This window comes from Microbacterium luteum (assembly GCF_015277875.1).
Taxonomy (GTDB): Bacteria; Actinomycetota; Actinomycetes; order Actinomycetales; family Microbacteriaceae; genus Microbacterium; species Microbacterium luteum.
In genome coordinates, this window is sequence record NZ_CP063814.1 from 1,638,753 (window position 1) to 1,659,377 (window position 20,625).

Annotated in this window: 17 protein-coding genes and 1 pseudogene; 12 read left to right on the forward strand and 6 right to left on the reverse strand. The window is 67.9% G+C overall.

Annotated elements, in window-relative coordinates; all coding sequences use genetic code 11:
* The first annotated feature begins 145 nt into the window (after positions 1-145).
* The 3 genes from IM777_RS08165 to clpX all read left to right on the forward strand — a co-directional run bounded on the left by IM777_RS08165 (position 146) and on the right by clpX (position 2,863).
* Positions 146-733, forward strand: a complete 588-nt coding sequence (locus IM777_RS08165) for an ATP-dependent Clp protease proteolytic subunit (RefSeq protein ID WP_194385241.1) — start codon at positions 146-148, stop codon at positions 731-733.
* Positions 734-762: 29 nt separating this feature from the next.
* The gene (locus IM777_RS08170) at positions 763-1,434 is read left to right on the forward strand and encodes an ATP-dependent Clp protease proteolytic subunit (RefSeq protein ID WP_071043309.1); all 672 of its coding nucleotides are present in this window, start codon (positions 763-765) and stop codon (positions 1,432-1,434) included.
* Between the two features lie 160 nt (positions 1,435-1,594).
* Positions 1,595-2,863: an ATP-dependent Clp protease ATP-binding subunit ClpX gene (gene clpX / locus IM777_RS08175; RefSeq protein ID WP_071043310.1), complete on the forward strand. Its 1,269-nt coding sequence runs from the start codon at positions 1,595-1,597 to the stop codon at positions 2,861-2,863.
* A gap of 50 nt (positions 2,864-2,913) precedes the next feature.
* Here the strand turns inward: clpX and IM777_RS08180 are convergent.
* A pseudogene (locus IM777_RS08180) lies at positions 2,914-4,651 on the reverse strand (M3 family metallopeptidase).
* 406 nt (positions 4,652-5,057) lie between these two features.
* On the opposite strand from IM777_RS08180, the gene IM777_RS08185 reads away from it, so the two are divergent.
* On the forward strand, positions 5,058-5,678 hold the full coding sequence (locus IM777_RS08185) for a winged helix-turn-helix domain-containing protein (RefSeq protein WP_194385242.1): 621 nt from the start codon (positions 5,058-5,060) through the stop codon (positions 5,676-5,678).
* Positions 5,678-5,893 (forward strand): hypothetical protein, encoded by a 216-nt coding sequence (locus IM777_RS08190; protein ID WP_194385243.1) that lies wholly within the window; start codon positions 5,678-5,680, stop codon positions 5,891-5,893. Before IM777_RS08185 ends, IM777_RS08190 begins: the two co-directional genes overlap by 1 nt.
* A gap of 35 nt (positions 5,894-5,928) precedes the next feature.
* Here IM777_RS08190 and IM777_RS08195 read toward each other — a convergent pair whose 3' ends face one another.
* From IM777_RS08195 to IM777_RS08205, 3 genes are all read right to left on the reverse strand, one after another.
* A complete protein-coding gene (locus IM777_RS08195) occupies positions 5,929-6,177 on the reverse strand; it encodes a hypothetical protein (protein ID WP_194385244.1) in 249 nt (82 codons plus the stop codon).
* Complete coding sequence (gene valS, locus IM777_RS08200) at positions 6,177-8,741, reverse strand: valine--tRNA ligase (protein WP_194385245.1); 2,565 nt, start codon at positions 8,739-8,741, stop codon at positions 6,177-6,179. Before valS ends, IM777_RS08195 begins: the two co-directional genes overlap by 1 nt.
* Before the next feature lie 99 nt (positions 8,742-8,840).
* Positions 8,841-10,160 (reverse strand): MFS transporter, encoded by a 1,320-nt coding sequence (locus IM777_RS08205; RefSeq protein WP_228481029.1) that lies wholly within the window; start codon positions 10,158-10,160, stop codon positions 8,841-8,843.
* 503 nt (positions 10,161-10,663) lie between these two features.
* Here IM777_RS08205 and ileS point away from each other — a divergent pair.
* The 4 genes from ileS to ndk are packed head-to-tail and all read left to right on the forward strand — an operon-like array spanning position 10,664 to position 16,168.
* Positions 10,664-14,011, forward strand: a complete 3,348-nt coding sequence (gene ileS / locus IM777_RS08210) for an isoleucine--tRNA ligase (RefSeq protein ID WP_194385246.1) — start codon at positions 10,664-10,666, stop codon at positions 14,009-14,011.
* Complete coding sequence (locus IM777_RS08215) at positions 14,008-15,363, forward strand: bifunctional folylpolyglutamate synthase/dihydrofolate synthase (protein ID WP_194385247.1); 1,356 nt, start codon at positions 14,008-14,010, stop codon at positions 15,361-15,363. The genes ileS and IM777_RS08215 overlap by 4 nt, the downstream gene beginning before the upstream one ends.
* Positions 15,356-15,754 carry a DUF4233 domain-containing protein gene (locus IM777_RS08220; protein WP_071043398.1) on the forward strand — a complete coding sequence of 133 codons (399 nt, stop codon included), beginning with the start codon at positions 15,356-15,358 and terminating at the stop codon, positions 15,752-15,754. Before IM777_RS08215 ends, IM777_RS08220 begins: the two co-directional genes overlap by 8 nt.
* Positions 15,755-16,168 (forward strand): nucleoside-diphosphate kinase, encoded by a 414-nt coding sequence (gene ndk, locus IM777_RS08225; protein ID WP_071043319.1) that lies wholly within the window; start codon positions 15,755-15,757, stop codon positions 16,166-16,168.
* Between the two features lie 63 nt (positions 16,169-16,231).
* Here ndk and IM777_RS08230 read toward each other — a convergent pair whose 3' ends face one another.
* A complete protein-coding gene (locus IM777_RS08230) occupies positions 16,232-16,849 on the reverse strand; it encodes a vitamin K epoxide reductase family protein (RefSeq protein WP_071043320.1) in 618 nt (205 codons plus the stop codon).
* A 294-nt stretch (positions 16,850-17,143) separates the two neighbouring features.
* Between IM777_RS08230 and IM777_RS08235 the strand changes: the two genes are divergently transcribed.
* Positions 17,144-19,516 carry an Rne/Rng family ribonuclease gene (locus IM777_RS08235; protein WP_071043321.1) on the forward strand — a complete coding sequence of 791 codons (2,373 nt, stop codon included), beginning with the start codon at positions 17,144-17,146 and terminating at the stop codon, positions 19,514-19,516.
* An 18-nt stretch (positions 19,517-19,534) separates the two neighbouring features.
* Here IM777_RS08235 and IM777_RS08240 read toward each other — a convergent pair whose 3' ends face one another.
* Complete coding sequence (locus IM777_RS08240) at positions 19,535-19,807, reverse strand: DUF4031 domain-containing protein (RefSeq protein ID WP_071043322.1); 273 nt, start codon at positions 19,805-19,807, stop codon at positions 19,535-19,537.
* A gap of 190 nt (positions 19,808-19,997) precedes the next feature.
* On the opposite strand from IM777_RS08240, the gene rplU reads away from it, so the two are divergent.
* Both rplU and rpmA read left to right on the forward strand, forming a co-directional pair.
* The gene (gene rplU / locus IM777_RS08245) at positions 19,998-20,306 is read left to right on the forward strand and encodes a 50S ribosomal protein L21 (protein WP_071043323.1); all 309 of its coding nucleotides are present in this window, start codon (positions 19,998-20,000) and stop codon (positions 20,304-20,306) included.
* 18 nt (positions 20,307-20,324) lie between these two features.
* Positions 20,325-20,582 (forward strand): 50S ribosomal protein L27, encoded by a 258-nt coding sequence (gene rpmA / locus IM777_RS08250; RefSeq protein WP_071043324.1) that lies wholly within the window; start codon positions 20,325-20,327, stop codon positions 20,580-20,582.
* The last annotated feature ends 43 nt before the right edge of the window (positions 20,583-20,625 follow it).

Sequence of the window (20,625 nt, forward strand, 5' to 3'; positions counted from 1 at the left end):
CGCCTTCGGGTGATGAAGGGCGGATGCTGCGGCATCCGCCCTTTCGTCGTCCGGTCCGCTGATCGATCTGCCCACGGCGAACACGCGCGGTGCGCCGAGTGGGCGCCGGTAGATTCGACTCAGACCCAAGGAATCAGGAGCACACATGGCCGCTGAACCCCTTGTCGCGACGAGCGTCTTCGACAAGCTGCTGAGAGACCGCATCATCTGGCTCGGGTCGGAGGTGCGTGACGAGAACGCGAATGAGATCTGCGCGAAGATCCTCCTTCTCGCCGCCGAAGACCCCGAGAAGGACATCTACCTCTACATCAACTCGCCCGGTGGCTCGATCACCGCGGGCATGGCGATCTACGACACGATGCAGTTCGTGCCGAACGACATCGTCACCGTCGGCATCGGCATGGCCGCCTCGATGGGGCAGCTCCTGCTGACCAGCGGCACGAAGGGCAAGCGCTACATCACGCCGAACGCCCGCGTCCTCCTGCACCAGCCTCACGGCGGCTTCGGCGGAACCGCGAGCGACATCCAGACGCAGGCGCAGCTCATCCTCGACATGAAGAAGCGCCTGGCGGAGATCACCGCTTCGCAGACCGGCAAGAGCGTCGAGCAGGTCAATTCCGACGGCGACCGGGACCGGTGGTTCACTGCCGCGGAGGCGCTGGAGTACGGGTTCGTCGACCACATCCGCGAGCACGCCGCCGACGTCTCCGGCGGCGGCGGGACCGCGAGCTGAGTCCGCAGGCGAAAGAGAGAGAACCGCACATGTACACCCCGACACACGGCGTCCCCGCCCCGTCCGGTCTGCAGATGCCCGGTAGTCGCTACGTGCTCCCGCAGTTCGAGGAGCGCACCGCCTACGGCTACAAGCGACAGGATCCCTACAACAAGCTGTTCGAAGATCGCGTGATCTTCCTCGGCGTGCAGGTCGACGACGCGTCCGCCGACGACGTCATGGCGCAGCTCCTGGTTCTCGAGAGCCAGGATCCCGACCGCGACATCATCATGTACATCAACTCGCCGGGCGGATCCTTCACCGCGATGACGGCGATTTACGACACCATGCAGTACGTCTCGCCGGAGATCCAGACGGTCGTGCTCGGACAGGCGGCCTCTGCCGCGTCGGTGCTGCTGGCAGCGGGGGCTCCGGGCAAGCGTCTGGCTCTTCCCAACGCGCGCATCCTGATGCACCAGCCCGCGGTGGGGGAGGCCGGTCACGGGCAGGCATCCGACATCGAGATCCAGGCCGCGGAGATCCTCCGCATGCGCACCTGGCTCGAGGAGACGATGGCCCGACACACCAACCGCACGGCGGAGCAGGTGAACAAGGACATCGACCGCGACAAGATCCTCTCCGCCTCCGAGGCGCTGGAGTATGGAGTCGTCGACCAGGTGCTCACCACGCGCAAGCGCACACCCGCCGCGATCACATCCTGACGCGACGGTCCGGATGACGCCCCGCCCCCGATGGGAGGCGGGGCGTCGTCCGTTCGGTGTCTCCGGCACATTCGCCGTCGCAATTCCCACCGATGTCACAGACTACGGTTAGGCTCGAAGGACACCCGGGGCTGAGGCCCGCTGTTTGAGGAGGAGCCGGATGGCACGCATCGGAGAGAGCGCCGACCTGTTCAAGTGCTCCTTCTGCGGCAAGAGCCAGAAGCAGGTGCAGCAGCTGATCGCCGGTCCCGGCGTCTACATCTGCGACGAGTGCGTCGAGCTGTGCAACGAGATCATCGAAGAGCGCATGGCCGAGTCGTCCTCGGGCGAGGTCGCCGACTTCGATCTCCCCAAGCCGCGCGAGATCTTCGCATTCCTGGAGGAGTACGTCGTCGGGCAGGAGGACGCCAAGCGCGCTCTGTCTGTCGCGGTCTACAACCACTACAAGCGCGTGCGAGCGCACGGCACCATCCAGTCCGCGGAGCAGCGCGCCGAGGAGGTCGAGATCGCGAAGAGCAACATCCTGCTCCTCGGTCCGACCGGATGCGGCAAGACCTACCTCGCACAGACCCTCGCGAAGCGGCTGAACGTGCCGTTCGCCGTCGCGGACGCGACCGCGCTCACCGAGGCCGGCTACGTCGGCGAAGACGTCGAGAACATCCTGCTGAAGCTCCTGCAGGCGGCCGACTTCGACACCAAGCGGGCCGAGACCGGGATCATCTACATCGACGAGGTCGACAAGGTCGCCCGCAAGGCCGAGAATCCGTCCATCACCCGCGACGTCTCGGGCGAGGGCGTGCAGCAGGCGCTGCTGAAGATCCTGGAGGGCACCGTCGCGTCCGTCCCGCCGCAGGGCGGCCGCAAGCACCCGCACCAGGAGTTCATCCAGATCGACACGACGAACGTGCTGTTCATCGTGGCGGGGGCGTTCGCCGGACTCGAGGACATCATCTCCTCGCGCGTGGGCAAACACGGCGTCGGCTTCGGCGCGCCGCTTCACACCAAGGGCGACGACCTGAACCTCTTCTCAGAGGTGCGCCCGGAGGATCTCCACAAGTTCGGTCTCATTCCCGAGTTCATCGGTCGCCTCCCGGTGGTCGCGGCCGTCTCGCCGCTTGATCGCGAGGCGCTCATGGAGATCCTGACCGCACCGAAGAACGCACTCGTGAAGCAGTACGAGCGCATGTTCGAGCTCGATGGCGTCTCCCTCGAGTTCGATCGCGCTTCGCTGGAGGCCATCGCGGAACTCGCCGTCGAGCGCAAGACCGGTGCGCGCGGTCTGCGCGCCATCCTCGAAGACGTGCTGGGCCCGATCATGTTCGAGATCCCCTCCGCCGACAACGTGGAGAAGGTCATCGTGACCCGTGACGCGGTGGAGAAGGGTGCGGCCCCCACCCTGGTCATGCGGGAGAAGCGCAAGAGCGCCTGACCTTCCGTGACGAGAGGACCCCACCGGCAACGGTGGGGTCCTCTCGTGTATCAGGCGATGAGGCCTCGGCGCGCCAGGAGCGGCGTGATCTCGGCGTCCCGGCCGCGGAAGTCCCGGTAGGCCTCGAGCGGGTCCTTGGACCCGCCGACGCCCAGGAGGCGGGCGCGGAACCGGTCGCCGTTCGCCCGGGTCAGGCCGCCGTTCTCGCGGAACCATTCGACCGTGTCGGCGTCGAGCACCTCGCTCCAGATGTACGAGTAGTAGCCGGCGCTGTAGCCTCCCGAGAAGATGTGCGCGAAGTACGCGGACGAATACCGGGTGGGCACCGCGGGGTGGTCGAGTCCGATATCGGCAAGGGCGGCGGCCTCGAACTCCGCGACGTCGATCTCGGCGTCGGCCTCACCGCTGCTCAATCGATGCCAGGCCTGGTCGAGCCAGGCTGCCGCGAGATATTCGCTGGTCTCGAAGCCCTGATTGAACGCCTCGGAGTCATGAAGGCGCTGGACGATCTCCGCGGGGAGCGGCTCGCCGGTGTCGATATGACGTGCGTACGCCGCGAGCACATCCGGCCAGTAGATCCACATCTCGTTGACCTGACTCGGGAACTCGACGAAGTCGCGATAGACGTTGGTGCCCGCGAAGTGCGGATAGGTCACGGTGGCCAGCAGGCCGTGGAGGGCGTGGCCGAACTCGTGGAAGAGCGTCGTCACCTCATCGAGGGTGAGGAGAGTCGGACTGCCGGCTGCAGGCTTCGAGACGTTGAGGTTGTTGACGACGACCGGATGCGTGCCGCGCATCGCGGACTGGGAGACGATCGGATTCATCCATGCGCCCCCGCGTTTGCTGTCGCGGGTGTAAAGGTCGAGTACGAACAGACCCAGCGCGGATCCGTCGGCGTCGAACACCTCGAACACGCGCGCATCGCGGTGGTAAGCGACCAGGTCGTCGCGCTCCCGGAAGGACAGACCGTACAGGGCCTCAGCTGCACGGAAGACGCCGTCCTTCAGCACCCGCTCCGCCTCGAACCAGGGCCGCAGAGCGGCTCGATCGAGGTGGTATCGCGCAGCGCGCACCTTCTCGGTGTAGAACGCCCAGTCGTGTGCGGCGATCTGGTGGGGTGAGTCGGAACGGTCGGCGATCTCCTGGAGCGCCGCATACTCCGCCGCGGCGTTCCGGGCTGCGGGGACGGCGAGCCGGCGGAGCATCTCCTCGACCGCTTCGGGGGAACCGGCCGTCTGGTCGGCGGTGATGTAGGCGGCATGCGACGGATAGCCCAGCAGCGCTGCGCGCTCGGCGCGCAGCCGCACGATGTCACGCAGGACGCCTCGGTTGTCGTGCGTTCCGCCGCGGGAACCTCGGCTGCGTGACGCGGCCATGATCCGCTCCCTCGCGTGGCGGTTCGTCAACGACGACAGATAGGGGTGGCCGGTGAAGAGGGTGAGCGTCACCACGTAGGCGCCGTCTAGGCCGCGTCCTCGGGCGGCTTCGGCCGCAGCGGAGAGTTCACCCTCGGACAGCCCGTCCAGGTCGGCTGCATCCTCGAAGACCACGGAGAGCTCGTTCGTGTCGGCCAGAAGGTTCTTCTCGAAGGTCGTGGTGAGAACCGACAGGCGCCGATTCAGTTCCGACAGCCGCGCCTTGTCGCCTGCGTCGAGCGCCGCGCCCGCGTGCGCCATCTCCCGATGGTGTCGCTCCACGAGGTAGCGATCCTCCTGGCTCAGCGTCAGCGTGTGGGAGCTGGTCGTGCACGGCGCGCACGCGCGCGTAGAGGCGCGCATCGAGGCGCACCGCGTCCTCGTGGGCGGCCATCAGCGGCGCCAACTGCTCGTCGACCTGCTGAATGGGCGCCGTCGCATCGGCTGATGCCACGGTGTAGAACGCGTGAGCGACGTCTTCGAGCATGCGTCCCGACTCTTCGAGAGCCACGACGGTGTTCTCGAAGGTCGGGGGTGCTGCGGAGGTCGCGATCTGCTCGATCTCCCGCAGGTGCTCCGCGAAAGCCCGCTCGAACGCGGCGAGATAGTGCTCGGGTCGGATTCGTGCGTAGTCCGGCAGGCGATAGGGGAGCGTGGACGGGGAGAGCAGAGGATTCTCGTGGACCATTCATCCACCCTATTCGGCCAGCACCCCTTCACCAAGACTTATTTGCAAAGAGATGCTTGCAAAGAAGTCTTGGTGGTTTTATGCTCGAGCCATGGACGACAAGAGGGCCGATGTCACCCGGTCACCGGCGCACCACAGCAACGACCGGGTGCTCGAGGCCGGTGCTCTCCGCGCGCTCGCCCATCCTCTCCGGGTGCGGATCTACGACATTCTGAGCCAGTACGGTCCGCAGACCGCCAGCACGCTCGCCGAACACCTCGGCGAGTCAACCGGTTCGACGAGCTATCACCTGCGGGCGCTCGCGAAGCACGACCTCATCCGCGAGTGCGTCGACCGTGGATCGGCGCGCGAACGGTGGTGGGAACGACCGATCGGTGGAGTGTCGTTCACCAACCCCGCCGGAGCCACCTCGCCCTCCGAACGGTCCGCGACGCAGCTGGTGATGAGCGAATTCTTTCGCCACCGGCAGGAGCGGCTGCTCGACTTCGTGATGAAGCCCGATGACGCGCTGGAGGATGCCTGGGCGGACGGAGCGATGGTCTCCACGGCCACGGCTCGTCTGACGCCCGAGCAGCTGCGAGATCTGTCGCACCGGATCATGGAGCTGATCGACGATGCCGTCGAGCGCCATCGCGATCAGGTCGGCGAGGGCGTCCGACTGGTCTCCATCCGAGCCGACCTCTTCCCGCTCACCGATCTGAAGGAATCGTGATGACCACTCTCGTCGAGGTCTCGCACGCGTCCGCACCGACCGCGGTCGATCGCGTGCTCCTGAGCTTCTCGCGTCGCCTGGCCGCCCTCGTGGCTGCGCGCATCGCGCGACGGCAACGTGCCGCTTTCGCGGAAGCGGTGGCGATCGAATCGCGTCATCACGATCTCCGTGCGCGCGCTCAGGCGTCCGCGGGCGTCGTCATCCCGCCCGGGTGAGCGTGGTGAGCGCTCGCGTCAGGCGGATGAGCGCCTCAGGGCGACTCGTCGTCCGACGCGTGGCGCACCACGGCGTTGCCCTCGTCGTCGAGCTCGACGAGCACGCCGTTGGCCAGCTCGGCGATCGGCTTGCCCTCCAGCCATGTCAGCGTCCATCGTGGTCTCGGCGCGCCGAGGACGTCGACGGGGATGGTGGCATCCACCCCCGCGATTCCCTCGCGCAGGCTCTCGGGGACCGCCTCCGGCGGTTCCTCTCCCGAGGTCCATCGTGTTCCGAGTCTCATCAGACCTCCCTGAGCTCGATCTCGACGACCGTGGTCTCGGTCGCTTCCACATAGGTCAGATCCTCGATCCGTCCCACAGCCTTCAGGTCGCCCTCCGCCAGGCGCAGCGCCTCCAGCCGGTCGGCAGGCGCCCCCAGAACTAGGCGGGTGACCGGAGTCTTCTGCGACGCCTTGGCCTCGGTCTTTGCTCGGCGGATGCCGATGAGCGCGGCCCCGACCGCTGCGAGCACCGCCGGGTCGCCGTCGCCGTCGCCGGTCTCGGGCCACGCCGAGGTGTGGATGGATCCATCCTCGAACCACGACCACGCCTCCTCCGTCGCGAACGACACGACCGGGGCGAGAAGGCGCAGCAACGTCGACAGGGCCGTGCGGAGGGCAAGCGCGGCGGAAGGCTGCCCGACATCGGTTCGGTCATAGGCGCGCTCCTTGACCAGCTCGAGGTAGTCGTCGCAGAAGGTCCAGAAGAACGACTCGGTGACCTCCAGCGCCCGCGCGTGGTCGTAGGCGTCGAGGGCGCGCGTGGCCTCGGCGACGACGACGTCGAGAGTGGCGAGCATCGAGGCGTCGAGGGCGTGGGTGATCTGCGCGCCGTCGGGAACAGGGAAGGACAGGACGAACTTCGCGGCGTTCAGGATCTTGATCGCGAGGCGCCGGCCGATCTTCACCTGCGTCGGGTTCTGCGGATCGAAGGCGGCGTCGGCGCCGAGACGACTCGAAGCCGCCCAGTATCGCACCGCATCCGAACCATGCCGGGACAGGATGTCGGCAGGTGTGACCACGTTGCCCTTCGACTTGGACATCTTCTTGCGGTCGGAGTCGACGATGAAGCCCGAGATGGCGGCATCGGTCCACGGCGCACGGTCGTCCTCGAGCACGCTTCGGAGCATCGTGGAGAACAACCAGGTACGGATGATGTCCTGGCCCTGCGGTCGGAGGTCGAAGGGCGAGACGAGGTCCCACAGCTCGGGATCCCGCTCCCAGCCCCCCACGAGCTGCGGGGTGAGAGAAGACGTCGCCCACGTGTCGAAGATGTCGCGCTCGGCATCGAATCCGCCCGGCATCCCGCGCTGGTCCTCGGTGAAGCCGGTGGGCACGTCGATGGTCGGATCCACCGGCAGACTCTGCGGGTCGGGGGTGAGCACACGCGAGTAGTCGCGTTCGCCCTCGGCATCGAGCCCGTACCACACCGGGATCGGCACGCCGAAGAAGCGCTGACGTGAGACGAGCCAGTCCCCGGTGAGTCCACCGGTCCAGTTCTCGTAGCGTACGCGCATGAAGTCGGGGTGCCACGACATCTCGCGGCCGAAGGCGATCAGGCGCTCCCGGAGACTCTCGTCGCGGGCGCCGTTGCGGATGTACCACTGCCGCGTCGACACGATCTCGAGGGGGCGGTCGCCCTTCTCGAAGAACTTCACCGGATGGGTGAACGGCGCGGACACCGACATGAGCTCGCCGCTGGCCTCGAGCTGCTCGACGACGGCCTTCTTCGCGCTGAAGACGGTCTTGCCGGCAAGCTCAGCGTAGGCCGCCGTGCCGCGGTCGGAGACGATGACATCCGGGGCCTCTGCGACCAGGCGTCCGTCCTTGCCCAGGATCGTGCGGTTCGGAAGGTCGAGTTCGCGCCACCAGATGATGTCTGTGACATCTCCGAAGGTGCAGATCATGGCGATGCCGGAGCCCTTGTCGGGCTGTGCAAGCGGATGGGGCAGGACCGGGACCTCGACGTCGAACAGCGGGGTGCGCACCGTCGAGCCGAACAGCGGCCGGTAGCGCTCGTCATCCGGATGTGCGACCAGCGCCACGCACGCGGGCAGCAGCTCCGGGCGCGTGGTCTCGATGTGCACGTCACCCGATCCGTCGCTCTTGTGGAAGGCGATGCGATGGTAGGACGCCTGCTGATCCCGGTCCTCGAGCTCGGCCTGCGCGATCGCGGAGCGGAAGTCGACATCCCACAGTGTGGGTGCGAGCGCCTGATAGGCCTCGCCGCGCTCGATGTTGCGCAGGAACGCCAGCTGGCTGGTGCGGATCGTGTCGTCGCTGATCGTGCGATAGGTCTGATCCCAGTCCACGCTCAGTCCGAGCTGGCGGAACACCGCTTCGAACTGCTTCTCGTCTTCGACGGTGAGACGCTCGCAGAGCTCGATGAAGTTCCGGCGGCTGACCGGCACCTGGTCGGCGGGCTTGATCGTCTTCGTCGTCCCCTCGAACGGCGGCGTGAACGACGCGTCATAGGGGAGGGAGGGATCGCACCGCACGCCGTAGTAGTTCTGCACACGGCGCTCGGTGGGCAGGCCGTTGTCGTCCCAGCCCATCGGATAGAAGACGGCCTTGCCGCGCATCCGCTCGTATCGCGCCGTGATATCGGTGTGCGTGAAGCTGAAGACGTGGCCGATGTGGAGGCTTCCCGACGCCGTCGGCGGGGGTGTGTCGATCGAGTACACCCCGCCGCGTCCGGCAGCCGCGGCCCGCGCGCGGTCGAACCGGTACGTTCCCGCGGCGTTCCATGCGACATCCCACTTGTCTTCGAGACCTTCGAGGGCGGGCTTGTCGGGGATCTCGGCCATGGTGCTCCTTGCGCGGTATGGGCGGCACTGTGTGAGCGTGCCTGAATGTGCGGGTGCGCACAGTCTACCGACGCAGGACGGCCCCTCGCTGAGGCCGAGTCACACCTGAACGGGCTCGGGAGCCGCGACGTGCGCCGCCGTCGGCATCCGGGCCGCGACCCATGCTGCGAGCAGCGTGATCGCCGACATGATCGCCAGGACGATCCCGGGGTGCCACCACGCATAGGCGGTGGCCTCGCCCAGGGCGAGGGTGAGCGCGGGCACGAATCCGCTCACGGTCGCGGCGATGGCGTACGACAGCGAGAGGGCCGAGTAGCGGAAGTGATCGGGAAAGAGGTCGTTCATGAGTCCGCCGAGTGCCGCCCACGCCATCGTCGGCAGGATGCCGCCGATGATCATCGTGCCCACGAGGATCGGGAAGGTGGCGAACTGCAGCAGGAAGTACATCGGGAACGTGATCAGAAGTGTGCCGAGTGCGCCCCACATCACCACACGGGCGGACCCGATGCGGGTGGACCACCACCCGAAGAGAGGGATCGTGACCAGCTGCAGCAGACCGCCGATGGTCGTGGCGACCAGAAGGTCCTGGTAGGCGAATCCGAGCTGGGCGACACCGTAGTTGACCGTGTACGTGTTCATCAGCGAGTAGGAGCCGATGCCGAGCAGTGCCGCGCCGATGGCGACCACGATCGCGAGCGGACGCCGGGCGAACATCGTCACGAACGGCACCCGGTCGCGGCGACCCTCGGCGACCACGTCGCGGAAGACCGGCGTCTCGGTGATCGTCAGACGCAGGTAGAGCGAGACGGCGAGGAGCGGTATGGCCAGCAGGAACGGGACGCGCCAGCCCCACGCTGCGAGATCCTCGGCGCTGAGCACCTGGGTCATCACGATGTACACGGTGGCGGAGAGGATGGACCCGACCGGTGAGCCGAGCTGCGGGATGGCCGCGAAGAACGCGCGACGCACGGGGGAGGAGTGCTCGGTCGCGATGAGGATGGATCCGCCCCACTCGCCGCCGAGCGACAGGCCCTGTGCGATGCGGAGCGCGATGAGGAGAGCCGCACCCAGCCATCCGGCCTGCGCGTAGGTGGGCAGCATCCCGATGAGGCCCGTCGCGACGCCCATGATGCCGATGGTCCACAGCAGAGTCGCGCGCCGCCCCAGGCGATCGCCCATGTAGCCGAAGAGCACCGCGCCGATGGGGCGCACGACGAACGCGAGCGCGATCGTCAGGAACGACGTGAGCGTAGCCCCGAACTCGCCGAGCGGCGAGAAGAAGAGCGGGCCGAGGAAGAAGGCGGAGAAGTACGCGAAGACGTAGAAGTCGAACGATTCGAGCGACGTGCCGACCATCGAGGCCCACGCCACGCGGCGCGGAGTGGAGGTCGGAGCTGTGGATGCGGGGGAGGATGTCACGAGCGTCAATTGTGGCACGAGTCCAGAAAGGCGGCATCGGGGGAGAGGATCGGCGTCCGGGAGGGTTCACCCGCGTTTCGTCTCGCTCCGCTCGCTCAACGACCAGAAGCCGCGCCTCCGGGTCGTTGAGCGAAGAGACGATACGCGGGCGGCCCCGCCTGGGTCGTTGAGCGTGGGGCGAAGCGACGAGACGAAACGCGGGTCGCCCTCCTGGGTCGTTGAGCGAGGAGCGAAGCGACGAGACGAAACGCGGGCCGCCGATCGGCGTAGAATGTCCGAACAGACATCGATCCGGCCATCACCGGGGAGTCCTCGGAAGAACGTTCCGCCGTTCGCGCACGATCGTGCGGCGGGATCACTAGAACCGAGCGGGTCAGGCCCGTCACAGCCGCTGTGAGAGTGGCCCCGGCTCGCGACACGCGGGTCGAGCGGCACGCGGGGTGGTACCGCGGTTCTCCCGACGGGTGGATCGTCCCCGCAGGACGAGAACCTGCGAGAGTGCGATGACCTACCCCCGATCCTCCTTCGGCCCGGCCGCCGACGTGCAGCCGAGCCCGCGATTCCCCGACCTGGAACAGCAGACCCTCGCCTTCTGGGCCGAAGACGACACCTTCCGGGCCTCGATCGCGCAGCGCGACGGTGCGCCGGAGTGGGTCTTCTACGACGGCCCGCCCTTCGCCAACGGACTACCTCACTACGGTCACCTCCTCACCGGCTACGCCAAGGATCTCTTCCCGCGCTTCCAGACCATGCGCGGCAAGAGAGTCGATCGCGTCTTCGGATGGGACACCCACGGGCTGCCCGCGGAACTCGAGGCCATGAAGCAGCTCGGCATCACCGAGAAGAGCGAGATCGAGGCGATGGGCATCGCCACGTTCAACGCGAAGGCTCGCGAGTCGGTGCTGACGTACACCAGGGAGTGGGAGGACTACGTCACCCGCCAGGCGCGCTGGGTCGACTTCGAACGCGGCTACAAGACGCTCGACGCCGGCTACATGGAGTCGGTCCTCTGGGCCTTCAAGAGCCTCTACGACAGGGGGCTCGCGTACGAGGGCTATCGAGTGTTACCGTACTGCTGGCGCGACGAGACGCCGCTGTCGAGCCACGAGCTGCGCATGGACGACGACGTCTACAAGATGCGCCAGGATCCCTCGGTCACGGTGACCTTCCCGCTGGTCGGTGCGAAGGCCGAAGCTCTCGGGCTCACCGCGGTCCGGGCGCTCGCCTGGACGACGACCCCGTGGACCCTGCCGACGAACCTCGCGCTCGCGGTCGGTCCCGACATCCGGTACGTGGTCGTTCCGGGTGGTCCGAACGGCGCGGCCGACGTGCACCGCGCGTCGGGCGGAGCGCCGGATGACGCGGTCGAGGCGACCGCGCACGAATACCTGCTGGCCGAAGACCTGCTCGCCGGCTACGCGAAGGACCTCGGCTACGAGAGTGTCGAGGATGCCCGCGCGGCGGTCTCGCGCAGCGTCCTGGGCTCGGAGCTCGCTGCCGTCTCCTACGACCGACTGTTCGACTACTACGCGGATGCCGAGACCTGGGGGACTCAGAACGCGTGGCAGATCCTGGTCGACGACTACGTCACCACCAGCGATGGAACCGGCATCGTCCACCAGGCCCCGGCCTACGGTGAAGACGACCAGCGTGTCTCGGAGGCCGCCGGCATCCCGACGCTCCTTTCGCTCGACGAGGGTGGTCGCTTCTTGCCGCACGTGACGGATGTGGCCGGCGAGCTCTGGATGGACGCCAACCGTCCGCTCATCCGCCTGCTGCGCGATGGCGGCCGCCTGTTGCGCGAGGCCAGCTACGAGCACTCCTACCCGCACTGCTGGCGCTGCCGGAACCCCCTGATCTACAAGGCCGTCTCGAGCTGGTTCGTGCGCGTGACCCAGATCAAGGACCGGCTGATGGAGCTCAACCAGCAGATCGCCTGGGCACCCGAGAACGTCAAGCACGGGCAGTTCGGAAAGTGGCTCGAGGGCGCGCGGGACTGGTCGATCAGCCGCAACCGGTACTGGGGCTCGCCGATCCCGGTCTGGAAGAGCGATGACCCCGAGTATCCGCGCGTCGATGCCTATGGCTCGCTCGATGAGCTCGAGCGCGACTTCGGTGCGCTGCCGCGCAACGAGGCGGGCGAGGTCGACCTACACCGGCCCTACATCGACGACCTCACGCGGCCGAATCCCGATGACCCGACCGGGCAGTCCATGATGCGCCGGATCGAGGATGTCTTCGACGTGTGGTTCGACTCGGGCTCGATGCCGTATGCGCAGGTGCACTATCCGTTCGAGAACCAGGAGTGGTTCGACGAGCACGCGCCCGCCGACTTCATCGTCGAGTACATCGGGCAGACCCGCGGCTGGTTCTACGTGATGCACGTGCTCTCGTGTGCGCTGTTCGACCGCCCCGCGTTCACCGGGGTCTCCTGTCACGGCATCGTGCTCGGCAGCGACGGGCAGAAGATGTCCAAGTCGCTGCGGAACTACCCCGATGTGAGCGAGGTCTTCGATCGCGACGGTTCGGACGCCATGCGCTGGTTCCTGATGTCCAGTCCGGTGCTGCGCGGCGGGAACCTCGTCGTCACCGAGGAGGGCATCCGTGCCGGCGTGCGGGAATTCCTGCTGCCGTTGTGGAACTCCTGGTACTTCTTCGCCACCTACGCCAACGCGAGCGGGGCGCGCGGATACGAGGCGACGTGGCGCACCGACAGCACCGACGTGCTCGACCGATACATTCTGGCGCTCACCGGCGACCTGGTGCGCGGCGTCGCCGACGATCTCGAGGGACTGGACTCCACGACGGCGGCCGCGCGCCTGCGTGACTTCGCCGAGGTGCTGACCAACTGGTACATCCGCCGCTCGCGGGACCGGTTCTGGGTGGGCGTGACCGACGATCCCGCCAGCAGAGACGCCTTCGACACGCTGTACACGGTGCTCGAGACCCTCGCGCGGGTTGCGGCGCCCCTGCTGCCGCTGGTGTCGGAGCACGTCTGGAAGGGCGTGACCGGCGGACGCAGCGTGCATCTGCAGGACTGGCCGGATGCCTCGGCCTTCGCCCCGGCGGCCGACATCCGCTCGGCGATGGATGCCGTGCGCGAGGTCTCGAGCGCGGCGAACGCCCTGCGAAAGCGCGAGGGGCTTCGCGTGCGGCTTCCGCTCGCGGCGCTGACGGTCGTCGTGCGAGACGCCGTCGCGCTCGTGCCGTTCGAGGCGATTCTGCGCGACGAGCTGAACGTCAAGGCCGTGGAACTGATCGAGCTCGACGAGGCCGTCGCCGAGCGGTACGGCATCAGCCGTCGGCTGAGCGTGAACGCCCGAGCCGCCGGCCCGCGACTGGGCAAACGCGTTCAACACGTCATCGCTGGCGCCAGAGCCGGGGTCTGGGAGGAGATCGACGGCGCGGTGGTCGTGGACGGCATCGCGCTCGAAAGCGGCGAGTTCGACCTCACGCTCGAGGCGGGAGGCGTCGCCGAGGGCGTGGCCATCTCGCTGCTGGCCGACGGCGGCTTCGTCTTGCTGGACACCGTCACGACGCCCGAGCTGGAGGCCGAGGGGCTTGCCCGCGACATGATCAGGGCTGTTCAGGAGACCCGCAAGGCGGCAGGATTCGAGGTGAGCGACCGCATCCGCCTGGAGCTGCTGTTCGCCGACGCGGGCGATCTGGCCAAGGTGGAGTCGGCGTTCGAGATCGCCGACGTCGCCGGCGAGACGCTCGCCCGTGAGCACGTCCTCGGGGACACCGCGACCGGATCGTCGATGGAGTTCGAGACCACCGTGACCGCGGGCACCTATGCGAACGCCGGCGTCGTCACGGTCCGCGTTTCCCGGATGGAGGCGATTCGATGACCGATCGGGAAAGAGCGGACGCCGTTTACGCGGCGCTTCTGGACCGCGCCGGCGAGCGATGGGTGCAGCCGCGGATCGAGCGCACTCAGCGGGTGCTCGACCTGCTCGACAATCCGCAGCGCACCTATCGCGTGGTGCACATCACGGGCACGAACGGAAAGACCTCGACAGCCCGCATGATCGAGGCGCTCGTGCGTGCGCACGGGCTCCGCACCGGCCTGTTCACGAGTCCCCACCTCGACCGCTTCACCGAGCGCATCCTGGTCGACGGTGAGCCGATCCACGACGCGGCCGTCGCCGACGCCTGGGACGAGATCGATCCCTTCGTGGGGATGATCGATGCCGAACTCGTCGCCGAGGGGGAGGACCCGCTGACGTTCTTCGAGCTCCTGACGGTGCTCGCGTTCGTCGCTTTCGCCGATGCCCCCGTCGACGTGGCGGTCATCGAAGTCGGCATGGGGGGCTCGTGGGACTCCACCAACACCGCCGACGGCGACGTGGCTGTGCTCACTCCGGTGGGCATGGACCACGCCGACCGCCTCGGCGAGACCCCGGCCGAGATCGCGACCGTGAAGGCCGGGATCGTGAAGGACGGCGCGCTGGTTGTCTCCGCGCGGCAGGACCCCGAGGTGGAGGCGGTCATCCGCGCCGCGGCCATCGCGCGCGGTGCCAGGGTCGCGTTCGAGGGTCGCGAATTCGCCCTGACCGAGGCTCGGCTCGCCGTCGGTGGCCAGCAGCTGACCGTGCAGGGACTCGCGGGACGCTACGAGGGGGCGTACCTGCCGGTGTACGGGTCGCATCAGGGGCGAAACGCCGCTCTGGCGATCGCCGCCGTCGAGATGCTTCTCGGTGCCGGCGGACGGGCGATCGCGGAGGACGTGCTCGCCGAGGCGCTGACCGTCGTCACCTCTCCGGGCCGGCTGCAGCTGCTCGGCACCGCGCCGACCGTGCTCGTCGACGCGGCCCACAACCCTCACGGCGCCGCAGCGCTGGCCACCGCGCTGCGCGAGTCCTTCGCGTTCGAGGAGTGGGGCGTGGTGCTCGGCGTGCTCGCCGACAAGGATGCCGCCGGCATCGTCGCGGCCCTCGCACCGATCGCCACGCGCGTCTTCGTGACCGCGCCCGCCTCGGACCGCGCCGGTGACCCGGATGCCCTGGCTGATCTCGCGGAGGCCGCGGGGCTGGACGTCACCGTGCACGGTGATCTTCCGTCCGCCGCCGACGAGGCCCGGGCCTGGGCGGTCGAGTCCGCTCAGCGTGCAGTGGTCATCGCGGGCTCGGTGGTGCTCGCCGGCGAAGCGATCGCGGTATCGGTCGCCGAGGGATGGAAGCGCGGTGGCGCCGATGCGTGAGCCCCGAGTGAGGCGTTCGCGAGGAGCGGCCGAGTCGCTCGGGGCGGTGGTGCTCGGATTCGAATCGATCATCGTCTTCCTCGGTGGACTGGTCGTGTTCGGACTGCGCGCCCTCCCGGGGTCGATCCCGCCGTGGTGGGGGATCGTCGGCGGCACGGTCGTCGCACTGGCGATGGTCGTCACCGCTGGTCTGCTGCGGTACCGTGCCGGGATCGTGCTGGGGTGGGCCCTCCAGGTCGTCGTCGTCCTCGGCGGATTCCTCGTTCCCGCGCTGGTGCTGGTCGGTCTCATTTTCGGAGCGATGTGGGCGTATGCGACCATCAAGGGGGCGGCGCTGGACCGCCGGAACGCCTCGCGTGCCGCAGACGCGGACCCCACGAACGGAGACTGAATGGCCACCGAAGAAACCCTCGTCCTCGTCAAGCCCGACGGCGTCGCCCGCGGTCTCACCGGCGTGATCCTCGCCCGGATCGAAGCGAAGGGTTACGCGCTGGTCGACCTGCGCCTGGTCGAGCCCGAGCGCGAGCGTCTCGAGCGCCATTACGCCGAGCATGAGGGCAAGCCCTTCTACGAGCCGCTGCTCGAGTTCATGATGTCGGGCCCCTCCGTGGCCATCCGGGTCGCCGGCAACCGGGTCATCGAAGGGTTCCGCTCGCTCGCGGGAACAACCGACCCGACCACGGCTGCACCCGGCACGATCCGCGGCGACCTCGGCCGCGACTGGGGCCTGAAGGTGCAGCAGAACCTCGTGCACGGGTCTGACAGCCCCGAGTCGGCGGCCCGCGAACTCGCCATCTGGTTCTGACCCTCTCCTCAGCCCGACGAAGGCGCCGCATCCCCCTGGGGATCGGCGCCTTCGCGCTGCAGCTCAGCCGAAGATCGTCTGGAAGATGTTCGGAAGGGCGTTCAGCTGCACCTGTGCCAGCAGCACGACGACCGCATAGCTGAGGATCGCCATCAGCGGCACCCAGGCCATGAGGCCTGCGGCGGCCTTGCGCACGCGCGCAGGAACCGGCACCACGCCTGACCGCAGCAGGTGGGTCGTCACCGCGTAGAAGGACGGGATCGTCACCGCCCAGGTCACCATGCACCACGGGCACAGCGTGCCGAGGTCGAAGATGCTCTGCGCGATCAGCCAGACGACGAACCCGAACGCGAACGCCATGCCCGCCCAGAAGCACCACCAGAACCAACGCGCGAAGCGTGCTCCGGCGAGGATCGCCGCGCCGACGACGATCGGTGCGACCCACCCGGTGAGGCCGAGGATCGGGTTGGAGAAGCCGAAGACGCTGCCCTGCCAGGAGTCGAGATTCGCGCTGCACTGCACCAGCACGCTGAAGTCGCACGACGCCGACGCGCTCGGGTCCGCCAGTCGCTCGATCTTCTCGACCGTGAGGTTGAAGGCGGCGAACCACCCGATCACCCCCGCGATGATCAGCCAGATCGCCAGGCCGGTCGGGCGGGTGTGCGACAAGGGCGAAGCCATACGGCGACCCTCTCATCGTCCGCTATGGGTCTGCTGTGGACCGACTGCGGCCGCGGTCGCGCATTATCGGAGCGAAAGTGCGATAATGAACGGCGATGCACGGCGGCCGCGCCGCCACGGGCATCGACAGAAGACTTCGGGCGATGAACGCCCTATCGTCGTCGCGGAACCCGCTGGACCGGGCGCGACGACACACCGAGTGAGTTCGCGGGGACGCCCCTTCCCAGGGATGGGCGCCACGCACGAGATTTCGACGGGTGACGCGCGGTGTCACCCGCGGGGAGTACGCCAGAGATGGCCGATGGAAATGATGCACACGTCCCAGCAGACTCCGAACCGGACGCCCCGGCGGAGACGAACGTAGAGGCGGAACAGTCGTCCGAGGTTGGGACGCAGGAACTCTCGGAACCCGCAGGGGCCGCCGAGGTCACGGTGCCCACCCAGGAGGAAGCGTCCTCCGAGCCGGCGCCGTCCCCTGAGCCCGAGTCCTCGGCCGAGCCCGAGGTTCCTCCGGCTCCGCCCGAAGAACCTTCCGAACCGGAGAGACTGACCGCTGTCAGTCTCGGTCTCCTGCCGGAGCAGTTCGTCTCCGCGGTGTCGACGCAGCTGCACTTCTACGCTCCCGAGATCGCGGTGCTGCCGGCGCGGCCCGATGACGACGTCGAGAGCGACCGGGAGCAGCAGTCTGGGAGCAGCTCTCGCCGCCGTGGTCGACGTCGCGGAGGCGGCGGCCAGAACGACAAGAGCGGCGGCGACGACGAATCGCGCCGGTCCTCCGGCCGGAAGCGGGCCGTCGAGGTCGTGACCGAGCCGCAGCGGATCAAGGGATCCACGCGCCTCGAGGCGAAGAAGCAGCGCCGCCGTGACGGGCGCGAGGCCGGTCGCCGTCGTGCCGTGGTGACCGAGGCCGAATTCCTCGCGCGCCGTGAGGCGGTCGACCGGGTCATGGTGGTGCGATCGAAGAACGGCCGGATCCAGATCGCGGTGCTGGAGGACGACGTCCTCGTCGAGCACTATGTGGCCCGCAATCAGGACTCGTCTCTCATCGGGAACGTCTATCTCGGTCGCGTGCAGAACGTGCTCCCCAGCATGGAGGCCGCGTTCGTCGACATCGGCCGGGGACGAAACGCCGTGCTCTATTCCGGTGAAGTGGACTGGGACGCCGTCGAGACCGGCAATCAGCCGCGACGGATCGAGCTCGCGCTGAAATCGGGCGACAAGGTGCTCGTGCAGGTGACGAAGGACCCGGTCGGACACAAGGGTGCGCGACTGACGAGCCAGATCTCGCTCCCTGGGCGCTATCTCGTGTACGTGCCCGGCGGCGCCATGAACGGCATCTCGCGCAAGCTCCCTGACACCGAACGGGCGCGTCTGAAGAAGATCCTCAAAGAGGTGCTGCCCGAGTCCTCCGGCGTCATCGTGCGCACCGCCGCCGAGGGCGCGACGGAGGAGCAGCTGACACGTGACGTCAACCGGCTCACGACGCAGTGGGAGCACATCGGCCGCCAGGTCGAATCCCAGCAGGCCCCGGCGCTGCTGCACTCGGAGCCCGATCTGCTGGTCAAGATCGTGCGCGACGTCTTCAACGAGGACTTCTCGAAGATGCTCATCCAGGGTGAGGATGCGCACCAGACCATCACCGCGTATCTCGAAGGGGTCGCTCCCGACCTCCTCGATCGCGTCGAGTCGTACGAGGAGGACCGAGACCCGTTCGACCGCTTCCGCATCACCGAGCAGATCGAGAAGGCGCTGGACCGCAAGGTGTGGCTGCCCTCGGGGGGATCGCTCGTCATCGACCGCACTGAGGCGATGACCGTCGTCGACGTCAACACCGGCAAGTTCGTCGGCTCCGGCGGCAACCTCGAAGAGACGGTCACGAAGAACAACCTCGAGGCGGCCGAGGAGATCGTGCGGCAGCTGCGGCTGCGCGACATCGGCGGAATCATCGTGGTCGACTTCATCGACATGGTGCTCGAATCCAACCGCGATCTCGTGCTGCGGCGTCTGGTCGAGTGCCTCAGTCGCGACCGGACCAAGCACCAGGTGGCCGAAGTCACGTCGCTCGGACTCGTGCAGATGACGCGCAAGAAGCTGGGTCTCGGGCTGCTCGAGACCTTCAGCGAGGCGTGCGAGGTGTGCGCCGGCCGCGGCGTGATCGTCCATCACGACCCGGTGGTCAAGCATCGGTCATCGGGGTCGTCCTCGAGCGGTCGTCGACAGCGCCAGAACGGCAACGGCGGTCCCTCGCAGGGCAACGGCAACGGAGCGTCGTCCCAGGGCGGCGGCACGCATACGATCACCGAGGGCGTGAAGTCGGCGCTGGCGCAGATCGCGGCCTCGACGATCCATCCGTCGCAGGGGGAGGAGGCCCCCGCCGCCGGTGGACAGGTGGATGTCGTGCTGCCCGAGCCCAAGGACGACCAGCCTGCCCCGAAGGACGGATCCCGGGCCGAGCACGCGGATCGGGGCAAGAAGCCCCGCCGCAAGAAGCCCGAGTCATCGAAGGGTCCCCGCACCGAGACGGACGTCCTCCTGGACTCCGTTCTGGATGCGCTCCCCGAGCCGAAGGCCCCCGGTCAGGGACGCGGTCGGCGCCGGGTGACCACCGCCGCCTTGACGGGTACGCCGGTGAGCACCGTCACGCCGGCCCCGCCGAGCGAAGACTGACGTCGCGGAGGTCGCGCGTCACCGCCCGCGGCGCTCGCGAGCGGTGACGCGCAGTCCGGAGGCGATGAGGCGCCGGACCAGTTCGTGGCCTCCGACGGCGTGAGCGCCCGCGGCCACGAGACGGTCGTAGGCGTCGTCGGGAACGTCGTAGTGATCGCGATCGAAACCGCGCCGGGGGATGCCGTTCGCCGCTGCGAAGCGGTGCAGTTCGTCGAGGCTCGCATCGCTGATCAGGTGCGACCACAAGCGTCCGTGCGCGGGCCAGCGAGGTGGATCGATCAGGATCGCCATCCCGCGATCCTACGGCGCGGACTCCGGCGGCGTCGCTTTGCGCGGGGCTGCGGCATCCGGTAAAGTATTCCTTTGGTGCGTAGCGTGCCGCATACTCATGGCGACACGCCGAGAGCATGGCTTCCGCACCGTTACCCGTCTTTCAAGACAACCGGAGCCGTGCGCTCCCCAAGACGAAACAAGGTGTGAAGTGGTTTACGCAGTTGTGCGCGCCGGTGGCCGGCAGGAGAAGGTCGAGGTCGGCTCGATCGTCGTTCTCGATCGTCTGGCCGCTCAGATCGGTGACAAGGTGCAGCTTCCGGCCGTCCTGCTCGTCGACGGCGACGCCGTCACGACCGACGCCGACAAGCTGGCGAAGGTCTCGGTGACCGCCGAGGTCCTCGGTGAGGAGCGCGGCCCCAAGATCGTGATCCAGAAGTTCAAGAACAAGACCGGCTACAAGAAGCGCCAGGGGCACCGCCAGGACCTCACGCGCGTCAAGGTCACCGGCATCAAGTAACTCCAGGAAGAAGCTGAGATGGCACACAAGAAGGGCGCAAGCTCCACTCGCAACGGTCGTGACTCCAACGCGCAGCGCCTCGGCGTGAAGCGCTTCGGCGGTCAGGTCGTCGGCGCGGGCGAGATCATCGTCCGTCAGCGCGGAACCCACTTCCACCCGGGCGCCAACGTCGGCCGGGGCGGCGACGACACGCTGTTCGCCCTCGCCGCCGGTGCGGTCGAGTTCGGCAACAAGGGCGGTCGCAAGGTCGTCAACATCGTCGCAGCTGCGGAGTGATCCGGGGCTCACGAGAAGTCTTCGATGAGGGGCGGGCTTCGGC